The organism is Halanaerobium sehlinense, assembly GCF_055379485.1.
Genome location: NZ_AP042442.1, coordinates 1,985,085 through 2,008,158 on the forward strand (window position 1 = coordinate 1,985,085; position 23,074 = coordinate 2,008,158).

Here is a 23,074-nt window from a genome sequence, read left to right on the forward strand (position 1 = left end):
TATTCTATAATTAATGATCTTAAATATCAAGTAAATTTATTAAAATTTACGATCAATCTGCAGCTCAATTAGTTTTTCTAGCTTTCTTTTAGCTTTATTTTTAGGAAGCTGATCCATATATTTTTTTACTCTGTTAATAAAAACAAGCAAAATTTCTCGGCTTTCTTTTAAAACACCACTTCTTCTTACATCCTCTATTATACTATTTACTACACCTTGGTCTAAAACATTTTTATTATAAATCTGATACTTATCATTATACTTGGGTTTTTCCATCAATAATATTACTGGTAGAGTAACGATTCCTTCTTTTAAATCTCTTGCCAGTACTTTTCCTGTATTATTTTCATCACCCTCAAAGTCCAAAAGATCATCCTGTATTTGAAAAGCCATTCCAATTTCTAGACCTAATTTATATAATATATTTAGTTTTTTCCCTCTAATACCACTTACATAAGCCCCCAAATAACTGCTTAAAGCAAATAGCAGAGCTGTTTTATGCCTTATTCGCCTATAATAATCACGAATTCCAATCTGGAGGTCATAGCGTTTTTCTGACTGTTCAATTTCTCCTTCACAAAGTAATCTTACATGTTTATTCATTTTTTTCAATACATCTCTATCAAGATAATCAAAAAATATATCAAAAGTCTTTGATAAAAGAAAATCGCCAATAAAAACCGCCTCTTTTTTCCCAAACTTTTTTTGTGCACTTTCTTTACCTCGACGCAGATCAGCATTATCAATTATATCATCATGAACTAAAGATGCCATATGAAGTAATTCAATTCCACTTCCTAACTGAAGTAATTTATCCTTATCATAATCATCTCCAAAAGAAGCTGCAAGAAACATCAAAAATGGCCTTAATTTTTTACCCCCACCATCAACTAAATCGTTAACGGCCTCATTGACAATGTGCCTTTTTGAATTAGTAATTTCAATAATATTTTTATTCAATTTAGAATATATTTTTTGATAAAGTTTATCTTCAATTAACAATATTTTCACCTTCAATTAAATTAAAATCTGAATTATTGATATCAACAATATCTTCTAGACCTGAAGAAAGATAAACATCTAGTTCTTTTGTGATAAACATAACATTAACATCATCAATATTTTCAATAAATTCCATTCCTCTTTCAAGGCCCATTACATAAACAGCTGTGGAAAGTGCATCTGCATCAAATGAGTTGCGGCTAATAATACTGACACTTAAAAGATTATTTTCAGCTGGATAACCTGTTTTAGGATCTATAATATGATGATATAGTTTATCATCTTCTTCAAAATATCTCTCATAATTACCTGATGTGACTATAGTTAGATCAACCGCATTAATAATTGCCATCACATTTCCTCTTCCAGCTCTAGGATCCTGAATTCCAATTTTCCAGGGAGAGCCGTCAACTTTATTTCCAATCACCAAAACATTTCCACCTAGGTTAACAAATGCATGCTCAACCTCATGTTTTTCTACAATTTTTTTCACTTCTTCTGCTGCATAACCTTTAGCTATACCTCCAAGATCAAGTCTTACTCCAGCTTTTGTAATTTCAGCAGAATTATCATCTAAGTTTAAATATTTATAACCAGTATTTGCTAGAGCCTCTTTTATTTTACTTTTTGGTGGTACTGAAGCATTTTCAGTTCCTATCCCCCATAATTCAACTAAAGCACCTATTGTTGGATCAAAATCACCTTCAGTCATTTCAGCATAATTTTGGGCTTTTTTTAAAACTTCTAAACTTTGATCACTTATTTCTATTTTTTGATTTGGATTATTATTTAATTGATAAATATCACTTGTTTCTACTGTTTTACTCATTAAATTTTCAATCTCTTCAATTATTTCCATACTTTCCTCAACAGCTGCATCTGCATTTTCACCATGTGCCCTCATTTGAACCAAGGTATCCATTAAAAAGGCATTATCTTCAGCTGTTTTAACTTCTACTGTATCACTACTGCAGGCTGTTAAAATCAATGGAAATATAAGCAATATAGTTAAAGTAATTATAGTCTTCTTATTTAACAAACTATCACATCCTAAATTATTTATTTATAGTCAAGTTAATTCTTACACAAAAACTATTACAAATTATTAATTCCGGGTAAATCACTTACATTTTATCATAAAATTATTCTTTTGCAAAATTAATTCCGAGGAAATTACTTGCAATTTAATTTTGGTGTGCTATAATTAAAGTGTGAAAAAAATAACTCATAATTTTTTAATTAAAGTATGTGAAATCACATATTTGATTTTAAGTCCTGATTATGAGATATATTTTTATAAAATATCAAAAAAATACATATTTAAAGGAGGAAAAAAATTGAGTAATAACATTATAGTACTTGGAGCAGGATATGGTGGAGTAGCTGCTGCTCAAACTCTCCATAAAAAATTAAAAAAACATCCTGATTCTACAATTACTCTTATTGATAGGAATTCTTATCATACCCTATTAACAGAATTGCACGAGGTTGCAGGAAAGAGGATTGAAGAAGATGCTCTTGAAATTGATTTAGAGCGAATTTTCTCATCAACAAGGGTAAATGTAATTCAAGATGAAATCAATGATATCGATTTCGAAAATCAGATTTTAAGTTCTGATGACCATCAATACAGCTATGATTATTTAATTATGGGAGCCGGAAGCAAGCCAAGCTCCTGTGGAGTAGAAGGTGTAGAAGAACATGCCTTTACTCTCTGGTCAATGGATGACTCTAAGTCTATCAGAAAACATGTAGAAAAGTGTCTTCAGGAAGCAAGAATGACAGATGATCAGGCTGAAAGAAAGGAACTGCTTTCCTTTGCAGTTGCTGGTGGAGGTTTTACTGGTGTCGAGATGGTTGGTGAGTTGATTGAATGGCTTGATGAGTACAGTAAAGAATATAATATTCCACGGGATGAAATAGAAATTTATAACTTTGAAGGTCTTGATCAAATACTTCCCAATCTCAGTGATGAACTGGTTAAAAAAGCAAGTAATTATATGAGAAAGAAGGGAGTTAATGTTAAGACTGGTGAGTTTGTTGATAGAATTGAAGAAAATAAATTAATTTTAAATGATGGCTTAGAAGTCAAAGCTAGGACCATCATCTGGACCTGTGGTGTAGAGGCAGCTGACTTTGCTGCAAATTCTGGTCTAGCTACCAGTCAGGCAAATAGAATCAAGGTAAATAAATATCTACAGACTGAAGATTATTCCAATGTCTATGCTATTGGTGATAATGCTGCAGCTCCCTGGAATGACGATCAGATTTTACCTGCTTTAGTGGAATCTGCTCAGCAGACAGGTAAATGTGCAGCTAAAAATATTATTGCTGAAATTAAAGGTGGCGCTAAAGAAGAACTTGAGCCTAATTTGCATGGTGTAATGGTTTCAGTTGGCAGCAGCTTTGCTGTAGCTGAAGTTATGGGTTTATCTTTAACAGGAGTCCCAGCTATGTTTATGAAGCATTCTGTTAATATGTTCTACCGTTTTGAAATTGGTGGTTTAAAAGAAACATACAGTATGATTACTGATTATATGAAAGAACAGGCCTCTCATAAAGGCTTACTACCAAGTCTTTTTGGTTTTGTTAGTGAGACTTCTAGATCACTCTGGCTGGTTTTATTACGTGTTTTTGTTGGAATTATGTGGCTCTATGAAGGTTATACTAAAGTAAGAGATGGCTGGTTACAGAGTGGAGATTATCTGGTTTCAGGAGCTTCGTCATCACCAATTGGTGATTATGCTGTTGGCTGGTATGTCTGGTTAAATGAAGCAATAATCTTTAAGTTTCCTCTTTTCTTCCAGACTGTAGTGACTTTAAGTATGATCGGAATTGGTCTTTCCTTAATCTTTGGTTTATTTGCAAGCCTGGGTGCCTTAGGTTCAGCCGGATTTTCAGTTAACTTTTTACTGGCAGGTCAGTATGCACACTGGTCCAGTGACTGGCCCGGACACTTTAGTCCATTATTCTGGTTCTTCTTTGCTTCAATAGCCCTAATTGGATCGGGACGTTCCTTTGGCCTTGACTATTATGTTCTTCCCTGGCTGAAGAGTAAAATCTGGAGCAGACCCAAAAATAAAGATGCTGATCTAAAAAAAGTAGTTAAGAAATAGATTTCTGATAAAATATTAACCTATGAATACTTTAAAAAATTCAATAGAAAAAAGCAGGAGCTCTGATCAGAGCTCCTGCTTTTTTAATTTAAATTTACATTCATTTTTTGCTGTAAACTATCTTCATAGTAATACTAAAAAATATATTTTAAACTAACTAAAAAATAATCTATTCTATTCTTTATGCTGTAATATATTTTTTTTAGTTTCCCCTGATTATTTTGCAGTCTATTTTCATCTAAAGATGCTACAAAATATAATCTGTCCGAATTATTTTTTCCTCGAGCAAAGCTAAAAGCATTATAGACATTAACTGCTTTAAAACCACTATTTTTTAACAATCTCAATATAGTATTTATCTTATATCCTCTTTCACTGTGAATCTCTTCAAAACAGGGTAGTTGTTCATTTTGGGGACAAATTTTTAATTTAACCTGCCATAAATTTTCTTTCTTATTTACAATGTCTTCCCAGAAGCATTCATAGCTGTCGCCTTCAATTACAAATGACTTCTCTTCTATTGTCTTAATTCTTCCAAGTGAATTCATATCGAAAATAAATAAACCGGATTTAGATAAAGAATCAGCAGCACTTTCAAAACAACCCTGCAGCTGATCAATATCGGTTAAATAATTAAGACTGTCAAAAAAAGAAAGAATTAAATCAAACTCTTCTGCAAAAGAAAAATCAATCATATTTTGAGCAGAAAATTTAATCTTTAAACTTCTACTGGGACTCTGTAGTTGATAATTATCGTCATTTTTAATCAGATTAAATTTTTTAAGATTTTTTTGATTTAATGTTCTATACTCTAACTTTTCAGCCGCTTTCGAAATCATAGCTTCTGACAAGTCTAAAGCAGTGATGGTATTGACAGATTCTAATTTAATTAAATTAAAAGTCATATTAGAAGTTCCAGAAGCTAATTCCAGAATTTTATCTGGTTTAAATTTATAATAGTTTAAAAGATCTTTTAAATAGCGAAACCAATATTTATAGGGAACATTTTGCATCACTTCATCATAAATTTCAGCAAAATATGTGGTATAATTGTGATCCATTTTTAGCCCCTATCTTTAGCCAGCTGCAGTAAAAATTCAAGATATTCATAAACTTCTCTGCTTCCTTCTCCAGTTTGAGCGGAAAAGAAAGTAAAATTATCCTCTTCTATTAAATTTAATTCTTTATAAATCAGCTTTTTTTGTTTAGCTTTTTTATTATTAGAAATTTTATCTACTTTAGTAGCTGCAATTAAATAACTCAAACCACTTGCCTGCAGCCATTCGACCATCATTTTATCATCTTTAGTTGGTTTATGACGAGAATCAATGATTTGAACTACTCCAATTAAATTATCTCGATAATTTAAATAGGTGTCTATTAATTCAGCCCAATCATCTTTTACTTTTTGAGGTACATTTGCAAATCCATAACCAGGTAAATCAACTAAATAAAATTTATCGTCTATATTAAAATAATTTAGACACTGAGTTCTACCCGGGGTATTACTAGTTCTTGCTAATTTTTTCTGTCTGGTTATACGATTAATTAAAGATGATTTACCTACATTAGAACGACCACTAAAGGCTACCTCAGGCTGCTGGAGCCTGGGGCAGTCTTCATATTTATATACACTTTTATAAAATTCAGCATTAGTGATCTGCATGATTCTCATCCTCTAATAGTAAAATATCCATTACCTGATCCATATGAGAAACAAAAGTTACATCTAAACCTCTAGTAATTTCTTTTTCGATTTCTTTAAAGTTATTTTCATTTTTCTTTGGTAAAATAAACTTTTCGATTCCAGCTCTACGACCAGCTAGAATTTTTGTTTTTAAACCACCAATTGGAAGGACTCTTCCCCTCAGTGAAATTTCTCCAGTCATTGCATAATCTCCTCTAACCCTTCGCCCTGTTAAAGCAGAAGCTAAAGCAATAGCAATTGTAATCCCAGCTGACGGACCATCTTTAGGAACCGCTCCCTGAGGAACATGGATATGGATATCAAACTTCTTATAAAATCCATCACTTAAATTTAAATCATTTTGTTTAGAACGAACATAGCTTAAAGCAGCTTGAGCAGATTCTTTCATGACATCACCCAAAGAACCAGTCAAAGTAAGTTCGCCTTTGCCTGGAACAACTGCAACCTCAATATCTAAGATATCTCCACCTGCCTGATTGTAAGCAAGTCCAGTTGCAACACCAATTCTATCTTCAAGATCACTTTCCTGATATTCATAGTCAGCTAGTCCTAAGTATTTCTCTACACTATTAACAGCTACAAGAGCTTTATTTTCCCTGCCTTCAACAAATTCTTTAGCAACTTTTCTTGTAACAGCAGCTAATTTGCGCTCCAGATTTCTAACTCCTGCCTCTCTAGTATATTCTCTAATAACCTTTAAAATTGCATTTGAAGATATATTAATCTGCTCATCTTTAAGTCCGTGATCTTCATAAATTTTAGGAAGCAGATGTCCTTCTGCAATTTTAAGTTTTTCATCTTCAGTATAACCTGGAATTTCTATTAACTCCATTCTATCTAATAAAGGAGCAGGTATTGTATGAGCAACATTGGCAGTTGTTACAAATAAAACCTGTGAAAGATCAAAAGGAACTTCTAAATAATGATCTCCAAATTCTTTGTTCTGTTCAGGGTCTAAAACTTCAAGTAGCGCAGAAGCAGGATCTCCTCTAAAATCGGAACTCATTTTATCTACTTCATCCAAAAGGAATACAGGGTTTTTACTGCCCGCATCACGCATGGCATTGATTATTCTACCTGGTCTAGAACCAATATAAGTTCTGCGGTGACCTCTTATCTCAGCTTCATCTCTGACACCACCTAAGGAAAGACGAACAAAATCTCGATCTAAGGCCCTTGCAATTGATCTTCCTAATGAAGTTTTACCAACACCTGGAGCACCAACTAAACATAAAATTGGACTCTTTTTAGCTGGAGCCATCTTTCTGACAGCTAAATATTCCAGGATCCTTTCTTTAACATCTTTTAATCCATAATGATCAGCTTCTAAAATTTCCTCAGAATTTTTAATGTTAATTTCTTCTTCCTTTAACTTATTCCAGGGTAGATCTAAGACGCAGTCAAGATAATTTCTAATTACTGTAGCTTCAGGTGACATATTAGGAGTGCGATCAAGCTTTTCTATCTCCTCTTCCACTTTTTCAGCAACATTTTCAGGTAGTTCAGCTTGCTCTAGTTTTTTATAGTACTCTTCAATCTCATCAGATGAACTCTTATCTTCATCTAATTCATCCTGGATAACTTTCATTTTTTCTCTTAAATAATATTCTTTCTGGTTCTTTTCTACTTTCTTTTTTACCCGGTTATTGATATCCTGTTCAATTTTTAAAACTTCTATTTCGTCCTGCAGCAAACTCAACATTTTTTCTAAACGTTCAATAATATCAGTTGCTTCTAATAATTCCTGCAACTGCTTATATTTTAACTCAACTTGAGAAGAAATGACATCTGCTAAACGGCCCGGTTCTTCAATATTACTTGCTGACATAATAGTTTCAGCCGGTAAATTTCTATTATATTTTATATATTCTTCAAACTCTTTAACTACTGTTCTCATTAAAGCCTTGATATCTGTATTGACTTCTACTTCCTCTTCAGGGCGACTTTCAACCTCAGCTAAAAAATATTCTTCTGTATCAAGATATTCAATAACCTCAGCTCTTTCTATTCCTTCAACAACAACTTTTATCATTCCATTAGGAAGTTTAACCAGCTGTTTAACCTCAGCTATTGTACCAAATTGATAAATTTCGTCTATTTCAGGTTCCTCAACTGTTTCATCTTTTTGGGCTGCAATTATAATCTTCTTTTCTTCCATCATTGCCTCTTCTAGAGCAGCAATTGATTTATCCCGACCTACTAAAAGCGGGATAACCATATGGGGAAAGACAATCACACCACGAGAAGCTAACAAAGGTAGTTCCATAACTTCTTTTATTTCATTCTTATCGGCCATTTACTTTCACCTCAATCGATTATATTTAAGTAATTTAATCACATATAATTAATTCTATTTTTATAGTTCTAGATAACAAAAATTATTCCTTTGAATATATTAAAAAACGAAAGAGATAATACCACTCACTCTTTAGGAGTAATATTATCTCTAAATCTACTACAGCTTAATTTAAATTAAACAGTTACACTATTTTATCATTCAGCTGTTAGGCGCTTTCTTCCTCTTCTAGATGTTGATCTTCAATCTCTAGAATTGGATCAGCGTTATCGTCTATAACTTCCTTAGTAATAATACACTTTCTAATTTCAGGTCTTGATGGTAAATCATACATTATTTCTAAAACAGCATTTTCTACAACTGATCTCAGACCACGTGCACCTGTATCGCGCTCTAAGGCTTTAACTGCTATTGCTTTTAAAGCTTCATCAGTGAATTCTAACTCGATATTATCCATAGCAAAGAATTTTTCATATTGTTTTACTAAAGCATTACGTGGTTCTTTCATAATCCGAACCATATCTTCTTCCTCTAACTGATCTAGAGTTACCTGAACAGGCATTCTGCCAATAAATTCAGGAATCAAACCATAATGTAATAGGTCCTGAGGTTGAATGTGCTTTAAAGTATCTCCAATATTTTTGTTCTCTTCTTTGGTTTTAATATCAGCACCAAAACCCATAACTTTTTCGCTAATGCGGGAGTCTATCAATTTCTCTAAGCCATCAAAAGCTCCACCAGCTATAAACAGAATGTTTGTAGTATCAATCTGAATAAATTCTTGGTGAGGATGTTTACGTCCACCCTGTGGTGGAACACTTGCAACAGTACCTTCAATTATTTTAAGTAGTGCCTGCTGAACTCCTTCACCAGAAACATCTCTTGTTATAGAAGTGTTTTCAGATTTTCTAGCTATTTTATCAATTTCATCTACATAGATTATACCTTTTTCTGCTTTTTCTACATCATAATCAGCTGCTTGGATTAGTTTGAGTAGGATGTTTTCTACATCTTCTCCAACATAACCAGCTTCTGTTAAGGAAGTAGCATCAGTTATTGCAATTGGTACATCTATTATCTTGGCCAGAGTTTGAGCCATCAATGTTTTACCACAGCCAGTAGGTCCAACCATCATAATATTACTTTTTTGTAATTCTACATCATCTACCACCATGTTAGAATTAACTCGTTTATAATGGTTATAAACAGCTACAGACAATGACTTCTTAGCTCTATCCTGACCAATTACATACTGGTCTAAATATTCTTTGATTTCTTTAGGTTTAGGAACACTTTCAAATTCGAGTTCCAATTCTTCATCTAACTCTTCTTCTACAATTTCATTACAGAGTTCTATACATTCATCACAAATATAGACTCCTGGACCAGCAACTAATTTTTTTACCTGATCCTGGCTTTTACCACAAAAGGAACATTTAAGATCCCCATTTTCGTGATCGTGATCGCCAAATTTAAACATTATATCACCTCTTGGGCTAAATTACTTTTCACTTAATTCATTTCTTGTAATTACTTCATCAATTAATCCATAATCTACAGCTTCATCTGCAGTCATGAAATAATCTTTTTCTACATCTTGAGCAATTTTTTCAGTGCTTTGTCCAGTGTGTTTACTGAGAATATTGTTTAATAGCTCTCTAATCCTCATTAATTCTTTAATATGAATTTCAGCTTCAGTTGCCTTACCCTGTGCTCCACCTGCTGGTTGATGAATCATAACTCTAGCATAAGGAAGAGCATATCGCTTTCCTTCTGCACCTGCTGCCAACAATAAAGCTCCAGCGCTTGCAGCCTGCCCCATGCCAATTGTAACTACATCAGGTTTTATATACTGCATTGTATCATACATGGCCAGAGCAGCAGTTACTGAACCACCTGGACTATTAATATATAAATAAATATCTTTATCAGGATTATCTGCTTCTAAGAAAAGCAGCTGTGCAATAACAGTATTTGCTACATCATCTGTTACTGGTGATCCCAAAAATACAATTCTATCTTTTAAAAGCCGTGAATAAATATCATATGATCTTTCTCCACGATTTGTTTGTTCAACTACCATTGGAATTAAACTCATTGATTAAAACCTCCTCTGATTTATTGCCAGCAGCTGTATAAAATAATATCTGCTGCATAACTATTATATCTAAGTTTATACTGAAAAACAGTTATTGTTTAACAATATAATCAAATTCTAGTTGTTTTCGATTAAAAACTCAATGGTTTTTTGTCTTCTAATATCTTCTTTCAGCTGTGCTAACTGACCCTGCATCTGAAGAATAGCTTTAATTTTTTCTGGTTCTTGATCATGCATTTCAGCAATTTCATTTACCTCTTCATCTATTTCTTCATCAGTAACCTCAATTTCTTCAATGTCAGCAATAGCTTCAAGGACAAGCAGTTCTTTAGCTCGATCAGAAGCAGTTTCTCGATTATCTTCTCTCCAGCTCTCTTCATCCATACCCATATATCCAAGGTAATCTTCGACATCTAAGCCCTGCTGTGAGATAGATTGTGATAATCTCTCAAACATTTGATCTAACTGCTCATCAACCAAAGTATCAGTAACATTAACTTCAGCATTTTCACTAGCTTTTTTAATTAATTTTTCTCTGAAGTTATTTTCAGCAGATGTTTCTTTTTGTTCAGCTATTTCTTCTTCAATACTAACTCTAAGTTTATCTATAGTTTCATAATCACTTGCTTCAACAGCAAAGTCATCATCTAGTTCAGGTCTCTGCTTAACTTTAATTTCTTTTAACACTACATCAAAAGAAGCATCAGCACCAGCTAAGTCTTCAGCATGGTAGTCTTCTGGAAAAGTAACTTCTACTGTTTTTTCTTTTCCGACTTCCATTCCAATAAGCTGTTCTTCAAACCCAGGAATAAAACTTCCGGATCCAATTTCTAAACTGTACTCTTCCGCAGATCCACCAGGAAATTCTTCACCATCAACATAACCGGTGAAATCTATAATTGCAAAATCCCCTTCCTGAAGTTCTTCACGCTCTGCAGTCATTAACTGACTGTGTTCATCCTGCATCTTTTCCAGACGCTGAGAAACTTCCTCTTCTTTCACTTCGGTATCTTCTTTTTCTATACCCAGACCTTTATATTCACCAAGTTCAACCTCTGGTTTTACTTCTACAATTGCAGTAAATGTAGCAGCTTCTCCCTTAGAAATATAAAAATCTTCTATATCAGGCTGTGCTATTGGTTCAATATCAGCTTCTTCAACTGCCTCACTATATCCTTGTGGAATTAAAATATCAAGTGCATCTTTGTGCAGAACTTCTTCACCAAATCTTTGTTCGATAATTTTTCTTGGTGCTTTCCCTTTTCTAAAACCAGGAATTTCTACATCTTTAACTACCTGACGATAAGCCTGTTCTAAAGCTTCATCTACACGATCACTTTCTATTTCAATTTCCAATTTAACTTTGTTACCTTCTAGAACTTCTTTTTTTACTTCCATTAATATTCCTCCTAACTGATATTTAAATAAAACTTTTAAAAAACTCTCTATATGTTAATAATCCCCGATCTGGCACCGGGCCAATATCGGGGGTCAATGACAGAATTATTAAATGGTGCGAAAGGTGGGACTCGAACCCACACGGGGATTGCCCACTAGATCCTAAATCTAGCGCGTCTGCCAATTCCGCCACTTTCGCATAGTAAATAATGCTGTGAGTGAAAATTCTTTTTTTCTTTTTCACAAAAAGCACATATAATGTTAGCATAGCTTTTTGCTATTGTCAAGGATTTTTTAAAAAATTATCAAATAAAATTAATTTTCCTAAAAAATCCCCGAATTAAAATTTCCATCTTTTCAATTATATAATAAAACTAATAAAATATCCAGTGATTTTATAAATTAATTTACTCTTTTTCAATTTCTATAGTTTTAGATTCCAATTCTTTCCATCTGCGAAAATTCTCAATTTCTTTTGCAAGCTGTCTAAAAGCAAGTATAAATGCTGCAGCATCATCTGTTAGACCAATACCAGGTAAAAAATCTGGAATTAAATCTGTTGGTAAAATCAAATAAGCTAATGCTGCCACTATCCATCCTACGGCTGCATCATCTAGTTGAAAGTTCCCCTTAGAATATTCACTTAACATTTCCAAAAACTCACTTACCTTATCAATAAAAGGAATCTTATATTTTTTAGAATCAATGAAATCTCTTGTTTTATCTAAGATTTTATTTACACTTTCATGTCCTGTTCCCCATTTGTTTGTTAAACGACCTAAAAAAGCCAGCAGCTCATTATCATTAAAATCTTTTTTCATTTTCTCACCACCAATTTTTTAGACTCATTTTTCAGGCTTCATTAATGATAAGTCTACTTTTCTTGACTTAACGTTTAAAGCCCTATTCAATAATTCTTCTACAGCAGCAAATTTATCTATATACATTTCTTCGGTTGTAAATTTCGCATAATGTCGGTGAAGAAAATTATCGATACCCATAAATAATATCTCAGTGACTTCTTCTGGATAATCAGTTTCAAATTCTCCTCTCTCTACTCCTTCTTTTACAATCGAAGTGAATATTGGCATAAATTTATTCCAAAATTCTTTATTTCTTTCTTTCATAAATTTCGCATTTTCATCAATCTTAAAAAATTCATAAACTTTAAAATTTCCTCTTCTGCTAAAAATTAATCTCAAAATTATCTTTTCTAGTTTTTCCAAAGAAGTCATATTTTTATTTTCCAGAACATGTTTCGCTTTTTTTTCAGTTTTTCTATATCTTTTTTCTAATAAAGAAGAAATTATATCCTCTTTTGTATCAAAATAATAATAAAAAGTCCCCTTAGCTACACCAGCTCGTGCTGCAATGTCCTTTACAGTAGTTTTTTCAAACCCTTCTTCTATAAATAACTTTTCTGCTTCATTTAAAATTGTGTTACGCCTTTTAAGCGATTTTTTTGTTTGCTTTGCCACTCTTTTTACCTCCACTTATATTTTTGACCGACAGTCAGCATAGAGTGAATTCATTATAGCACAACTTATTAGCAAATTAAAGAGAAATATATCTAAGCTTAATTTTTTCTCACCTTAATTATATAAAGTTGAAACTTTATTAGTCAAGATTTTAGAATTTTAACTTAAATTTAAATATGTTATTATTTTAAATACAAAAAATCACCTTCTCAGGTGATTAACATTTAAATGGGGTGGATGATGGGGCTTGAACCCACGGCCTCGGGAGCCACAATCCCGCGCTCTAGCCAACTGAGCTACATCCACCATATCAGGCTTATTAAATTTAAAATGGCGCGCCCGACAGGATTCGAACCTGTGGCCTACGGATTAGAAGTCCGTTGCTCTATCCGGGCTGAGCTACGGGCGCATAAAATGGAGCGGGAAACGAGACTCGAACTCGCGACCCTCAGCTTGGAAGGCTGATGCTCTAGCCAACTGAGCTACTCCCGCTTAAAAAATGTACTATAATTTAAAATGGTCGGAGCGAAAGGATTTGAACCTTCGACCCCCTGCTCCCAAAGCAGGTGCGCTACCAAACTGCGCCACGCTCCGACGTGTTTTGTGCCGCTAAAATTAATAACTTTTTTCGCGACGACAATTAATAGTATATAGTAAATGCCGCTTTCGGTCAAAAAAGAAAACGGCATATATTGACTCTTAGAGTTAATTAGATATTTATTACTCTTTTTTTCTACTTATATCTCTGTTTTATTTCTCTTTTCATTTTCTTCAAAGCTCTTCCACGATGACTAATTTTATTCTTTTCTTCCTGGCTTATTTGAGCCATAGTTTTATCATATTCCGGCAGATAAAATATTGGATCATAGCCAAATCCATTCTCACCAGCAGGCTCTTCAGCAATAATTCCAGAACATTTACCTTCTACTATTATTTCTATATCATTAAATGGGTCAACAAGTACAATTACAGATATAAATGCAGCCTTCCTTTTTTCAGCAGGTAAACCCTTTAATAATTTTAAGACTTTTAAGTATTTTTCTTGATCATTCAAATCATCGCCACCAAACCTTGCAGAGTAAATACCCGGGGCACCATCTAAATAGTCTACTGATAGCCCTGAATCATCTGCAAGCACTATTTCATTTAATTCTTGAGATCGCTGTCTTGCTTTTTTTAAAGCATTTTCTTGATAACTTTCTCCATCTTCAATAACTTCAGGCAGATCTAAATTAGGATCAAGACCAACAAATTCAAATTTCAAATCAGAAAAATAAGCCTGAATTTCCTCTATCTTATGCTGATTACCACTACCGATAATAATTTTTTCCATCTTAATCACCAATTAAAGCTAATTTTTGTTCTTCTATCAGCTCTAAAATACCCTTTTCTGCCAGATCATAAAGCTGATCTAATTCATCCCTTGTAAATGGATGTTCCTCTGCAGTTCCCTGAATTTCTATTATTTCTCCTGCTTCTGTCATCGCAATATTCATATCCACTTGAGCTTTAAAATCTTCTTCATAACATAAATCTAGCATTGGAGTTCCATCAACAATACCTACACTCGTGGCAGCCATAAAACCTTTAAGAGGATTTTCTTCTAATTTTTCTTCTTTGATCATAAAATTAACTGCATCAACTAAAGCAACATAAGCCCCAGTAATTGAGGCTGTTCTGGTTCCACCATCAGCCTGTAGAACATCACAGTCAATCCAGATTGTTTTTTCCCCGATTTTATCAAGGTCAATAATTGCTCTCAGACTTCTACCTATTAAACGCTGAATTTCTTGAGTTCTGCCGCTTAATTTTCTTTTAGCTGCTTCTCTTATATTTCGATCCTGAGTCGCTCTCGGCAATAAAGAATATTCCGCAGTTAACCAACCTCTATTTTGTCCTCTTAAAAAATATGGAACACTATCTTCAATTGATACATTACATAAAACCATTGTATCACCAGTTTCTACAAGCACAGATCCTTCCGCATATTTTGTGTAATTTCGCGTTATTTCAACATCCCTTAATTGATCTAATTTTCTTCCGTCAGTTCGCATTATATATTTCCTCCCAGTTTATTCATTAATTAAAAATATTTTTTTCTTCAAACTTTAGTTCATCCAACTTCAAAAATTGTTTTCCGTGTTCTAAAAATCTTTTAGATATTCTCTCCTTATCACTGACAATAAATTTATTATTTGGTTCTAAATTTTTTTTGTTCAACAGAGCTAAACTGCTCAAGTTAGACCGAACTTCTAATGCCATTTCATGAGCTGGATTAATCAACCTGACCTTCTCTCCCATTATTCTACTTAAAACAGGAGTTAAATATGGGAAATGAGTACAACCAAGAATTAAAGAATCAACTTCAGCTTCTATTAACGAATCAAGATAATCATGGGCAGTTTTTTCTACCTCAGCTCCGTCAAATTTCCCTTTTTCAACTAAATTAACAAATCTGGGACATGCTTTAGCAAATAATTTAACTTCTGAATTAATATCTAAAATTGCATTCTGATAGGCTCTGCTTTCAACAGTGCCTTCAGTACCTATAATAGCTATTTTTTTATCTTTACTCAATTCTACAGCTCTAGCAGCTGCACTTTGGATCATTCCAAAAATAGGTACTTCAAATCGCTGTTTTACATAATCTAAAGCAGCAGAAGTTGCTGTATTACAAGCTATAACAACCGATTTAACATTTTCTTCTTCAATCAGATAATTGATTATCTCCTCCACATATTCTCTAACGATATTTAAGTCTTTAGGTCCATAGGGAAGATGTAATGTATCTCCGTAATAAAATATATCTTCTTCCGGCATAAATTTAAAAATTTCTCGAGCAACAGTAAGGCCGCCAACCCCTGAATCTAACAACCCTATTGCTCTATTTGAAGCTTCCAAAAAAAACCAACTCCTATCTAAAAAATTAATTATCTTCAGTCAGTTTTTGATTGTACATCAAGGGCTCGGTTAAGTCAAGATGACCAACAAGTGTTTCAACCTGTTCCCCTTCAATTAAAATTTTAACACTGTCAACCTCAGGCAAAGAGGTATAGGTGTTCACAATCGAGTATACTGTCATAATCTCACCAGTGCTGCCTCCCCAATGATTATCTCTTAATTCAAGACTAAAATTCAAAGTTAATAATTTCCCTTCTAGTTTATAATCTAATAATCTGCTGGCTTCTGGTATTGTTATTCCCAATTCACTGCTTTTAGGGCCAGCTTTTAGCTCCTCAAACAGCTGAATAAACAAATCACTTTCTTCGTTTAAGCTTCTTTTTTCAACTCTCAAATAATTTGCATCAGCTGAAGCAAAATATAGTTCAGCCTTATTTTGAATAAAATAATTATTGTAAAGAAAAAATAAAAGATATAATACAGCTGCAGTTAAAAGTAAAATTCTTAATATAAGAAGTATTTTGCGATTTTGATCAGCTTTAAAAATTTTATTTTCAGCAGCCATTTTATTCTCCTCCATTCTCTTCCAGATAGTCTAGAATTCCATCCACTATTAATGAAGCAGCTTTATTTTGAAATTCTTTGTTTTTCAATAATCTTTCCTCACGTGGATTACTTAAAAATGCAACTTCTATTAAAGCAGAAGGCATTTTAGTATATTTAATCACATAAAAATTACTGTCTTTAATTCCACGATCAATCAGACCTAAATTTCTACCCAGCTTATCATGTATTTTTTCAGCTAAAAAGCGGTTTTGATTGCTGATGCTCTGATTATAATATGTTTCTACCCCTCCAGTACCTGAGTTATTAAAAGAGTTAGCATGGATACTAACAAAAATATCTGCTCCTCTCAAGTTAGCAAATTTAACTCTGTTTTGTAAAGAATGAAATTTATCGGAATCTCTAGTTAAAAGCACACTTTGATCTTCTTTTTTTAATAATAAAGCCACCTGTTTTGCAATAGCAAGATTTGGCACTTTCTCTTCCAAACCATTACTACCTATAGCTCCTGGATCAAATCCTCCATGACCAGCATCAATTACAATTAAATGTCTATCAAGTTCTTTCCTTTTTTCTCCTTCATCTTTCAAGTACTCTTTAGCCAGAGCAATTTTAATTCCATGACCATTTTGATAATTATTTACCTTATGACTATAATACTCGTTAAGTTCAAAAACTAATCTGGTAACTTCTTTCTCATCAAGCTGATAATTACTACTTCTAATATCTTTAATTAAAGAAGTTTTTTCAACCTCTGCAAATTCATCTAAATTATTTAAAGTATTTTTAAAGTCAATAACTATACGATGAGGGTAATTAAATTTCTTAACTTCATAAATTGCTTTTGAATCCATCAAAATATTTAGATACTGATAATCCTTATTATCTTCAGTTGTAATTTCAGAAAATTTATTTTCTAAATTAACCGTATAGTGATAAAGTCCATTTTTTTCTTCTTCAACCCAACTGTAGCCTGTTAGCTCCTCTAGATCAGCAACAATTCTTACTGTTTGTTCATCAAATCTTGCTGTCCTTATTCTTTTAATTAAAGTATTGTTAACATTGATTTTATCAAGTATTCCCTTTCCCCTATTTACATGAAAGAGATTCATAACTAATCTTGGCGGAGATTCCAGCAGAAATAGTTCCGGATTTAAAGCTGAAGAAGAAGTGAAAGTAAAACTTCCCTCTGCATACTGCAAATCTGAAATTTCTGATCGCTGTCCCGGTTTAAAAGTTAATAAATTATTCTTTTGCCGCTGAAGCTGTTTAAAAATATCCCCATTAGCCATTACTGCCTCAATTCTTAAAACTACTGGATCCAAATCATGCTGACTAACTTCAATATCTTTAATAAGTGGATTTTCTTCAATATCTAAATTAAAATTACCAATTACAACTGATGGAATATCAATAACCATCCTCTTAGAATCCGAAAAATATTCAGTTTTAGCATTAGGAATTTCTCCAGTTGCTTCAATAGTCAAAAGATTATCTTTGTTAATTCTAATATCTTTTAATTGTGGTAAGAAACTTAAAACCAAAGAGTCATCATGCTCATAAATACCTCCGTCAATTTGAAAAGGGATGGGAGTTCTACTTTTAATAATTAATCTTAATAAAGCTCTATCTGGTACATTTACAACTTTAAGATAGTAATTATTGTTAGAAATATTGTCAGTAAACTCCTGATCGATCTCAGCCTTATCTATTTCAATAGTTATTTCAGTTCCATCTTCACTATGTAAAACTCGATAAGGAGTAATTTCATCCATTCTTATCTGGAGCTGATTGCCATCTTCCTGCCAGGATACACCATTTATAGTTGTTTCTGGTTGGAAAATATATAATTCTTCATTATCTCGCTGGTATTCCAATAAATAGCCAAAAGCTTCTATTGATTTTACCAGTGGAATATATGCCTGATTGTCAACGAGCTGTAATCCAGCTTTCGTTCTAAGCGCATTATTCCCAATCTGGATATAACGGCTGTTAGCCATCATTTTTATTGTCACAGATTCTGATTTCATTTCTAAAGACTTTAGAGCTGCTCTCCATGTTAGCTCTGCATTAAGCAGCTCTGCTAAATCCCTTGCCTTAATTAAAAGCTCACCATTTCGACTAACAGTTTTTATTTCTGAAGTTATATCTTTACTATTAAAATAGATTGTATTTTGAGCAGAAACACTGCTCAAAGTCAAAAATAAAAATAAAATTATTAATAATAATACAAGTTTTTTGTTTTTAGAAACTGACAAGGGAAACCCTCCTTAACTCTATATATGGTTTAGATCACTAAATTCTAATTCAACTTTATTTAATAAGCTATCTGCAGAATGATTTTCTAATTCAGCATCATCTTCATCTAATTTTACTATCGGTAAATATACATTAAATCTACTATAAATACCATATATGCTGTCTAAAGTTATCTGACCTCCATGCATTTCAACAATAGATTTTACCAGTGATAGCCCAATCCCGCTGCCTTCTCTTTTTTTGTTGAAATTTTGATCAACCTGTCTAAATTGTTCAAATATTATGTTCTGATTTTCTTTTTTTATTCCAATACCAGTGTCTCTAAGAGAAATTATAATGTTTCCATTTTTCTTCTCAATTCTTAATAAGATTTCATCTCCAGCTGAAGTGAATTTTACAGCATTAGAAATTAAATTTAGAATCACTCTTTCTATATTAAAAGGATCACAGGCAATAATTTGAGAATCCAACTCGCTTTCAAAACGAAAGTCTCTATTTTTTGTTTCTAAATAATCTTTCGTGCTCTCAGACACGGCCTCCACCAGGCTAATAATATCAAAATTACCTCGATGTAATTTAAAGGTATTTACATCAATTTTGGTTATATCGATTAAATTATTTACCAGTCTTAAAAGTCTAAAACCATTATTTCTAATAGAAGCTAAATACTTATTAAATTGATTTTGATCCGCAGAAAGATTATTTTTAAGTTTATATTCTAATAACTGCAGACTAGAAAAAATTAAATTTAATGGAGTTTTTAATTCATGGGAGATGTTAGCAAAAAATTGAGTCCTTAATTCACTATATCTAAGCTCTTCTTTTTGGATTTTCATTCTTTTTTGGGTGTCAATTTTTTCTGTAATATCCTGTGCAATAGAAATGATTTCTAGTATTTTATTATTTCTATCTTTAATTAGAGCTGTATTCCATTCACAAAAAATTTCATTTCCATCTTTATCAATGTTTTTATTAATATTATAACTTTCTTTGCCTTCAAAAACATTTTCCACCAGCTCAGTAATTTCTGAATAAGAATCCTCTTCTACAATAATATTGAAATTTTCATTTATTACTTCTTCTTTTTTCCAGCCAAAAATTTCTTCCGCTTTGTCATTCCAGTCTATTATATTAGTTTCTCTATCAGAAACAACAAAAGCTAAAGGAGCCTTTTTAAAAATACTGCTGTATCTCTTCTTATTTCTATAAAATTTCTTTTCTTTTTCAATCTCAGCTGTAATATCTTCTGCCAAGCAGAGTAAATAATCTACTTTAGAATCTGAATTATGATGAGGAATTGTATCAACTTCCACTATTTTTTGCTCATTATCAATTTCAATTTCCATTCTCGCTGTTTTTTGCTGACCTTTTTTAAATATTTCTTGATTAAACTTTTTAATATCTGAAATTTTTTCCTGATCTAAAATAACTGAAATTGGTTTTTCTTCAAGTTCTGAAATACTTAAACCACAAAATTCGGCCATTTTTTTATTTACAGAACCAAAATGGGTAGGGTCTTTCAAAATATATGAAATTTTATTTAAATTATTAAAAAGAAATTTAAAATCAGTTAAATTTTTTTCCATTTTAACCCTCCCAAATTGAGTTAAGCTTTAATTTGAATTTAATTATTAATATTATTAAAAACCTTCTGCAAATCGGCTTCAATTTTATCTAAATCAACAAAATTAAACCTTTTTGATACTTCAGCTGCCTTCTTGAGTACAGTTGGAGAAACCTTTAATTCTAAAATTAAATTACCTGATTCAAAAAAATAATTATCAGCTTCAGACAAATGATCCGATAAATAATTTCTTATCTCAATTTCAGTTAGCTGTTGATTATTTACTAGCTTTATTTTTAAATATTTTTTGCTGAACTGCTCCTTAAATACACTCGGTTGGTCAAAGGCTATTACTTTACCTTTATTAATAAATGCTACTTTGTCACACAAACGATCAGCCTCTTCCAAATAATGAGTGCTTAAAATAACTGTTTTTGATTTTTTTTTAAAACTCAAAACTTTTTTTCTTATTATTTCAGCTGAAATTGGATCTAAACCACCAGTGGCTTCATCTAAAATTAAAATTTCTGGGTCTGAAAGTAAAGCTCTACAAATCATCAAACGTTTTTTCATACCTTTAGAAAATGTCTTGACTTCTTTATTAGCTGAATCCTGAAGTTGGAATTCCGAAAGCAGCATATCAATTTTTTCTCTATCAATATTATTAATGCCAGCAAATAAACTCAAATTATCAACAGCATTTAACCTTGAATATAGGTTGCTTTCTTCAAAAACAACAGCAATTTTTTCTTTAATCCAGACAGGGAGCTCTCTTTTTATTTTCTCTCCCATAATTTTCACATTACCAGAATCCGCTTTTAAAAGTCCAGTCAATACTTTAATTGTTGTACTCTTCCCAGCCCCATTTGGTCCTAAAAGCCCTATGATTTCTCCTTTTTCAACCTTTAAATTTATGCCCTGGAGAGCTTTAAAATTAGAAAATGATTTTTTTAAGTTAGTAATTTCAATTATTGTTTCATTCATTTTCAGCACCTGATCCAGCTGCCTTTTCATCATCTATAGCACTTTGATAATCCCAAAAAATCTGGAATTCATCATTAATCTTCCGAAGATATACCATTTTTTCTGACCTTTCTTCTCTACTGCCAAAGCGGTTAAATTTTATTAAATAACTTACCTGAAGTTGATAGTAGCTGCCAAAATCCATCGCATAATCAAAATCATTTTTGATTTTAGAAAAATCAACTTCTTTAGCTGTACCAACTTTTATCTCTGTATACTCCAAATCATATTTTTTAAAATTTTGCTTTTGAAAGTCTATATATTTTTCCTCTGCCAGAACTCTCTTTAATTCAGCTGCAAAATTATTATAAACCTCAGCAAAGTTTTTTTCAGCATAATTATAATAAATATATTCTGTAAATGTTTTTGGACTTTCAAAATCTTCTGCCTGTATTACTAAGGAAGGAATTAAAATGAAAAGCATCATTAAAAAAATAATTGTTTTATTCAACAAGAGAATCAGCCTTTCTTATATAAATAAAGATTATTAAGTAAAAAATAATAGCAAATAAAATTAATGCTGATAATTCTACAAATAAATTGCTGTGCCTCCCCTGATAAACTAAAACTTTATCTAAGGCCTGATAAAGATAGTGGGTTGGAAAAAACAAAGCAAGTTTTTGGGTTAAAGAAGAAACATCTGCTACCAAAGCAGGGAAAATAATCGGGAAATAAATAACTGTTGAAATTGATCTTGCTGATGACTGACTTTTTGTAAAAAGACTAATGATTAGACCCAAACCACTAAAAACAAGGGAAGCAGTACTAACTATTAGCAATGATAAAAACAACCGCTTCATTCCAATTCCCAGAACTCCATTCAGTGATCCCATTAAAAAAGAAGTAATTATAGTTAAAATCCAGGCAAACAAAGTTTTAGCTGCTATAACTTGATAAATATTAACCCTGGTTACTAAGAGAGCTGCAAGTGTTTTATTATCCTTTTCTTCAGATAAAGATGCAGAAATTAACATCAAACCAATCATTGTAATTGTTACAGTTAACCAAACTGGTAAAATTGAGCTGCTAACCTTAAAATCTGCAGCAGGTTTAAAATTAAAATCAGGACCCTGATCAAGCCCATGATAAGCCACTAACAAATCAGCTATGTTTTCCTTTAATATAAAGAAATTAACAGTATCTCTGCTGTCTAAAAATATCTGATAACTATTTTCTAATTGTTCTATTTCTGCATCATAATAAATTGCAGCATCAATACTTCCGGATGCAGTTGCTGATTTACCTGTTTCTAAGTTTTTAAATTCCTGGACAGAAAAATTACGAAAATTTTGATTGATAAAATCTACTAATTCTTCTGTATCCTTTCCGCTAATTCCTAATTCAAAGTTTCTAACAAGCTGCTCAGAACTAACTAAAGAAAACATCAAAGAAGCAAAAAGTGGTAGTAATATTATCATTACTGCTGTTCTATTTTTAAGTGATTCTTTTAAATCTTTTTTTATTAATAAGAATATAATTTTTATACTTCTTTTAAGATTAAACATTATTATTCTCCCTTGACAAATCTATTTCTCTAATTTTATGGAAAAGAAGGGAGAAATTAGTTAATTTCTCCCTAGTTTTTTCTTATGGAGCCATTCTATCAAAAAAGTAAACAAGGGCCCAAACTATCACAATAATTCCTACTATTTCTGCCATAAGAAAAA

At 32.1% G+C, this 23,074-nt stretch carries 20 protein-coding genes and 5 tRNA genes; 1 reads left to right on the forward strand and 24 read right to left on the reverse strand.

Annotated elements, in window-relative coordinates:
• Positions 1 to 39 precede the first annotated feature (39 nt).
• Together ACZ446_RS09725 and ACZ446_RS09730 are read right to left on the reverse strand one after the other, a co-directional pair.
• Positions 40 to 1,002 (reverse strand): polyprenyl synthetase family protein, encoded by a 963-nt coding sequence (locus ACZ446_RS09725; protein ID WP_464392366.1) that lies wholly within the window; start codon positions 1,000 to 1,002, stop codon positions 40 to 42.
• Positions 992 to 2,041: an FAD:protein FMN transferase gene (locus tag ACZ446_RS09730; protein WP_464392367.1), complete on the reverse strand. Its 1,050-nt coding sequence runs from the start codon at positions 2,039 to 2,041 to the stop codon at positions 992 to 994. The genes ACZ446_RS09725 and ACZ446_RS09730 overlap by 11 nt, the downstream gene beginning before the upstream one ends.
• 298 nt (positions 2,042 to 2,339) lie before the next feature.
• On the opposite strand from ACZ446_RS09730, the gene ACZ446_RS09735 reads away from it, so the two are divergent.
• Complete coding sequence (locus tag ACZ446_RS09735) at positions 2,340 to 4,118, forward strand: FAD-dependent oxidoreductase (RefSeq protein WP_464392368.1); 1,779 nt, start codon at positions 2,340 to 2,342, stop codon at positions 4,116 to 4,118.
• Positions 4,119 to 4,252: 134 nt separating this feature from the next.
• Here the strand turns inward: ACZ446_RS09735 and ACZ446_RS09740 are convergent, their stop codons facing one another.
• The 22 genes from ACZ446_RS09740 to ACZ446_RS09845 form a co-directional block, all read right to left on the reverse strand.
• The gene (locus ACZ446_RS09740; RefSeq protein ID WP_464392369.1) at positions 4,253 to 5,179 is read right to left on the reverse strand and encodes a class I SAM-dependent DNA methyltransferase; all 927 of its coding nucleotides are present in this window, start codon (positions 5,177 to 5,179) and stop codon (positions 4,253 to 4,255) included.
• A 2-nt stretch (positions 5,180 to 5,181) separates the two neighbouring features.
• On the reverse strand, positions 5,182 to 5,784 hold the full coding sequence (yihA, locus tag ACZ446_RS09745) for a ribosome biogenesis GTP-binding protein YihA/YsxC (RefSeq protein WP_464392370.1): 603 nt from the start codon (positions 5,782 to 5,784) through the stop codon (positions 5,182 to 5,184).
• On the reverse strand, positions 5,771 to 8,122 hold the full coding sequence (lon, locus tag ACZ446_RS09750; protein ID WP_464392371.1) for an endopeptidase La: 2,352 nt from the start codon (positions 8,120 to 8,122) through the stop codon (positions 5,771 to 5,773). Before lon ends, yihA begins: the two co-directional genes overlap by 14 nt.
• A 208-nt stretch (positions 8,123 to 8,330) precedes the next feature.
• Positions 8,331 to 9,602 carry an ATP-dependent Clp protease ATP-binding subunit ClpX gene (gene clpX / locus ACZ446_RS09755; RefSeq protein WP_464392372.1) on the reverse strand — a complete coding sequence of 424 codons (1,272 nt, stop codon included), beginning with the start codon at positions 9,600 to 9,602 and terminating at the stop codon, positions 8,331 to 8,333.
• Between the two features lie 21 nt (positions 9,603 to 9,623).
• Complete coding sequence (gene clpP / locus ACZ446_RS09760) at positions 9,624 to 10,220, reverse strand: ATP-dependent Clp endopeptidase proteolytic subunit ClpP (protein ID WP_464392373.1); 597 nt, start codon at positions 10,218 to 10,220, stop codon at positions 9,624 to 9,626.
• Between the two features lie 117 nt (positions 10,221 to 10,337).
• On the reverse strand, positions 10,338 to 11,618 hold the full coding sequence (gene tig / locus ACZ446_RS09765; protein WP_464392374.1) for a trigger factor: 1,281 nt from the start codon (positions 11,616 to 11,618) through the stop codon (positions 10,338 to 10,340).
• Between the two features lie 113 nt (positions 11,619 to 11,731).
• Positions 11,732 to 11,817, reverse strand: a tRNA-Leu gene (locus ACZ446_RS09770).
• Between the two features lie 208 nt (positions 11,818 to 12,025).
• Positions 12,026 to 12,439, reverse strand: coding sequence for a YkvA family protein (locus tag ACZ446_RS09775; RefSeq protein ID WP_464392375.1), 414 nt, complete (start codon positions 12,437 to 12,439; stop codon positions 12,026 to 12,028).
• 24 nt (positions 12,440 to 12,463) lie between these two features.
• Positions 12,464 to 13,096, reverse strand: a complete 633-nt coding sequence (locus ACZ446_RS09780; RefSeq protein WP_464392376.1) for a TetR/AcrR family transcriptional regulator — start codon at positions 13,094 to 13,096, stop codon at positions 12,464 to 12,466.
• Positions 13,097 to 13,325: 229 nt separating this feature from the next.
• Positions 13,326 to 13,402, reverse strand: a tRNA-His gene (locus ACZ446_RS09785).
• Between the two features lie 25 nt (positions 13,403 to 13,427).
• Positions 13,428 to 13,505: transfer RNA gene (locus ACZ446_RS09790), tRNA-Arg, on the reverse strand.
• A 6-nt stretch (positions 13,506 to 13,511) separates the two neighbouring features.
• Positions 13,512 to 13,588: transfer RNA gene (locus tag ACZ446_RS09795), tRNA-Gly, on the reverse strand.
• A gap of 25 nt (positions 13,589 to 13,613) precedes the next feature.
• A tRNA-Pro gene (locus ACZ446_RS09800) sits at positions 13,614 to 13,690 on the reverse strand.
• 139 nt (positions 13,691 to 13,829) lie between these two features.
• Positions 13,830 to 14,429 (reverse strand): XTP/dITP diphosphatase, encoded by a 600-nt coding sequence (locus tag ACZ446_RS09805; protein WP_464392377.1) that lies wholly within the window; start codon positions 14,427 to 14,429, stop codon positions 13,830 to 13,832.
• 1 nt (position 14,430) lies between these two features.
• A complete protein-coding gene (gene rph, locus ACZ446_RS09810) occupies positions 14,431 to 15,150 on the reverse strand; it encodes a ribonuclease PH (protein WP_464392378.1) in 720 nt (239 codons plus the stop codon).
• Between the two features lie 25 nt (positions 15,151 to 15,175).
• On the reverse strand, positions 15,176 to 15,997 hold the full coding sequence (gene murI, locus ACZ446_RS09815) for a glutamate racemase (RefSeq protein WP_464392379.1): 822 nt from the start codon (positions 15,995 to 15,997) through the stop codon (positions 15,176 to 15,178).
• A 25-nt stretch (positions 15,998 to 16,022) separates the two neighbouring features.
• Complete coding sequence (locus tag ACZ446_RS09820) at positions 16,023 to 16,562, reverse strand: GerMN domain-containing protein (protein ID WP_464392380.1); 540 nt, start codon at positions 16,560 to 16,562, stop codon at positions 16,023 to 16,025.
• Position 16,563: 1 nt separating this feature from the next.
• Positions 16,564 to 18,819, reverse strand: a complete 2,256-nt coding sequence (locus ACZ446_RS09825) for an N-acetylmuramoyl-L-alanine amidase (protein ID WP_464392381.1) — start codon at positions 18,817 to 18,819, stop codon at positions 16,564 to 16,566.
• 18 nt (positions 18,820 to 18,837) lie between these two features.
• A complete protein-coding gene (locus tag ACZ446_RS09830; protein ID WP_464392382.1) occupies positions 18,838 to 20,406 on the reverse strand; it encodes a sensor histidine kinase in 1,569 nt (522 codons plus the stop codon).
• 38 nt (positions 20,407 to 20,444) lie between these two features.
• Complete coding sequence (locus ACZ446_RS09835) at positions 20,445 to 21,368, reverse strand: ABC transporter ATP-binding protein (RefSeq protein WP_464392383.1); 924 nt, start codon at positions 21,366 to 21,368, stop codon at positions 20,445 to 20,447.
• The gene (locus ACZ446_RS09840; protein WP_464392384.1) at positions 21,361 to 21,858 is read right to left on the reverse strand and encodes a hypothetical protein; all 498 of its coding nucleotides are present in this window, start codon (positions 21,856 to 21,858) and stop codon (positions 21,361 to 21,363) included. Before ACZ446_RS09840 ends, ACZ446_RS09835 begins: the two co-directional genes overlap by 8 nt.
• The gene (locus ACZ446_RS09845; RefSeq protein ID WP_464392385.1) at positions 21,851 to 22,912 is read right to left on the reverse strand and encodes an ABC transporter permease; all 1,062 of its coding nucleotides are present in this window, start codon (positions 22,910 to 22,912) and stop codon (positions 21,851 to 21,853) included. The genes ACZ446_RS09840 and ACZ446_RS09845 overlap by 8 nt, the downstream gene beginning before the upstream one ends.
• Between the last annotated feature and the right edge of the window lie 162 nt (positions 22,913 to 23,074).

Coding starts and splice junctions, on each gene's coding strand:
- clpP (WP_464392373.1), bottom strand. CDS start 10,220: ATGAGTTTAATTCCAATGGTAGTTGAACAAACAAATCGTGGAGAAAGA.
- yihA (WP_464392370.1), bottom strand. CDS start 5,784: ATGCAGATCACTAATGCTGAATTTTATAAAAGTGTATATAAATATGAA.
- ACZ446_RS09805 (WP_464392377.1), bottom strand. CDS start 14,429: ATGGAAAAAATTATTATCGGTAGTGGTAATCAGCATAAGATAGAGGAA.
- ACZ446_RS09740 (WP_464392369.1), bottom strand. CDS start 5,179: ATGGATCACAATTATACCACATATTTTGCTGAAATTTATGATGAAGTG.
- ACZ446_RS09820 (WP_464392380.1), bottom strand. CDS start 16,562: ATGGCTGCTGAAAATAAAATTTTTAAAGCTGATCAAAATCGCAAAATA.
- clpX (WP_464392372.1), bottom strand. CDS start 9,602: ATGTTTAAATTTGGCGATCACGATCACGAAAATGGGGATCTTAAATGT.
- ACZ446_RS09830 (WP_464392382.1), bottom strand. CDS start 20,406: ATGGAAAAAAATTTAACTGATTTTAAATTTCTTTTTAATAATTTAAAT.
- rph (WP_464392378.1), bottom strand. CDS start 15,150: ATGCGAACTGACGGAAGAAAATTAGATCAATTAAGGGATGTTGAAATA.
- lon (WP_464392371.1), bottom strand. CDS start 8,122: ATGGCCGATAAGAATGAAATAAAAGAAGTTATGGAACTACCTTTGTTA.
- ACZ446_RS09835 (WP_464392383.1), bottom strand. CDS start 21,368: ATGAATGAAACAATAATTGAAATTACTAACTTAAAAAAATCATTTTCT.
- ACZ446_RS09845 (WP_464392385.1), bottom strand. CDS start 22,912: ATGTTTAATCTTAAAAGAAGTATAAAAATTATATTCTTATTAATAAAA.
- ACZ446_RS09775 (WP_464392375.1), bottom strand. CDS start 12,439: ATGAAAAAAGATTTTAATGATAATGAGCTGCTGGCTTTTTTAGGTCGT.
- tig (WP_464392374.1), bottom strand. CDS start 11,618: ATGGAAGTAAAAAAAGAAGTTCTAGAAGGTAACAAAGTTAAATTGGAA.